We start from the raw sequence: 621 nt of genomic DNA, 5'->3' as shown, positions 1-621 counted from the left end.
AATGAAGTTTGGATAGCAGGTAATCATGGTCAATCTGGTCGAAACATTTGGCAATGTCGGCATCGAGGACGTAGTATTCCCCTTGATTAATTGCGACAAATATTCTGCCGATTGCATCAAGGGTTGAGCGTCCGGGTCGAAACCCATAGCTTGTCCCCTCGAATAATGGTTCCCAGTAAGGTTCCATTGCCATTTTGACCACGGTTTGCTTGGCTCTGTCTCGGATTGTTGGGATTCCCAGGGGACGTTTTTCATCCCGTCCGGGTTTTGGTATCCAGACTCTCCGTAACGGTTTGGCTTTGAAGTTTCCTTTGATTTCCTCAACAAGTTCAAACCTTTGTTTTGGGGATATTGCTATTACTCCATCCACTCCGGCTGTCTTCTTGCCTTGGTTGTCTTGGGTTACTCGCCTTACCGCTAGTAGCCTCACGTAATATGACTTCAAAAGGAGTCTCTGCAACCTTCTAGCTTTTGCATCTTGTCCCGATTGAGCCGCTTGATAGATACGTTTTTGCAACTTGAAAACCATCCGCTGGACTTTTGTCCAATTGATAGCTCTCCATGCATTCTTAGTGACCATTGGTTTCGGTTTGCCGAATCCTTTAGTTTGACTAGACCTCG

General features: G+C 46.1%; 1 protein-coding gene. It reads right to left on the bottom strand.

Features of this window, described 5'->3' with window-relative positions:
- A partial coding sequence (locus LKE08_RS09475; RefSeq protein ID WP_324703976.1) for a reverse transcriptase N-terminal domain-containing protein occupies positions 1 to 621 on the bottom strand: 621 nt, incomplete at both ends.

This window comes from Lyngbya sp. CCY1209 (genome assembly GCF_035615495.1).
Taxonomy (GTDB): Bacteria; Cyanobacteriota; Cyanobacteriia; order Cyanobacteriales; family Microcoleaceae; genus Limnospira.
The sequence above is the reverse complement of the archived record's forward strand: the minus strand, read 5'-3'. Positions and strand labels throughout refer to the sequence as shown.